General features: G+C 56.2%; 1 protein-coding gene. It reads right to left on the minus strand.

The annotated features are described in order from the left end of the window. The coding region (locus D1159_RS19010; protein ID WP_202621175.1) for a plasmid recombination protein at positions 1–653 on the minus strand (653 nt) is incomplete at its 3' end. Between the last annotated feature and the right edge of the window lie 156 nt (positions 654–809).

Genomic DNA, 809 nt, shown 5'->3' on the forward strand with positions numbered 1-809 from the left:
TACTCCGGCAAATCCATGTGCTTGCGGCCCCCGCCCAGGCTGATAATCTCAAACTCATGGGCCTGGGCAAGTTCGGCCAGGGTCTGCTTTTCCCTGTCCATCCAAGCCCGCCACTCGGTCATGTTCCGGCCCAGAGATGTAAAGCCTTGTTGCTTTAGGGCCTGTTTCATGGAAACTCTGGTTTGCAAGCCCCTGGTCTGCTCCGTGGCCACCGGCACGAAGTCGATGTGAATATGGGGCGTGGCCTCGTCCATGTGCAGCACCGCATTGAACACCCGCAGATGAGGGTTGCGCTCCTGGAAAGACTCCGCAAACTCCTTCAGCACCGCAGCGGCCCGATCACCGTCCAGAGTTCCGCATCCGCAATCGTCCTTGTTGCCGATCTGGAAGATGACCTCATGGAACAGCTTCTCCTGCTTGCCCTGGCGGATATGCTCATAGTAGTCGGGTATCTTATCCCTGGTCTTTTTCTTCTTAGCGTTGTACGCTGCCAGGGCTTCATCGAATACCAGGTGATAGACCTGTTTCAAGTCCTCCCGGCAAAAGGTGACGTTCTGGGCCGTCCGGCTCCTGTCGATGTTGGCCGCTGAAAACGTCCTGTTGTTGTGCCTGATACTGCCCCGGCCCGTCATGCCGGAGATTGTGACCGCCATGGAGATCACCGCCTTTCATCTCGGTTTGAACGTGAGCGACATTTTGGCAGCGACGTTGCCCACGTTTCCCATGTTACCCTACTGGGCCGGTCATTGCAACCTCTTTGTTACTTTCTCGGTGAGAAAGTAACGTAAAAGCACTTTCACACCGCCGCC

Origin of the sequence: Pseudoflavonifractor sp. 524-17 (assembly GCF_009935845.1) — a bacterium.
Lineage (GTDB): Bacteria > Bacillota > Clostridia > Oscillospirales > Oscillospiraceae > Pseudoflavonifractor_A.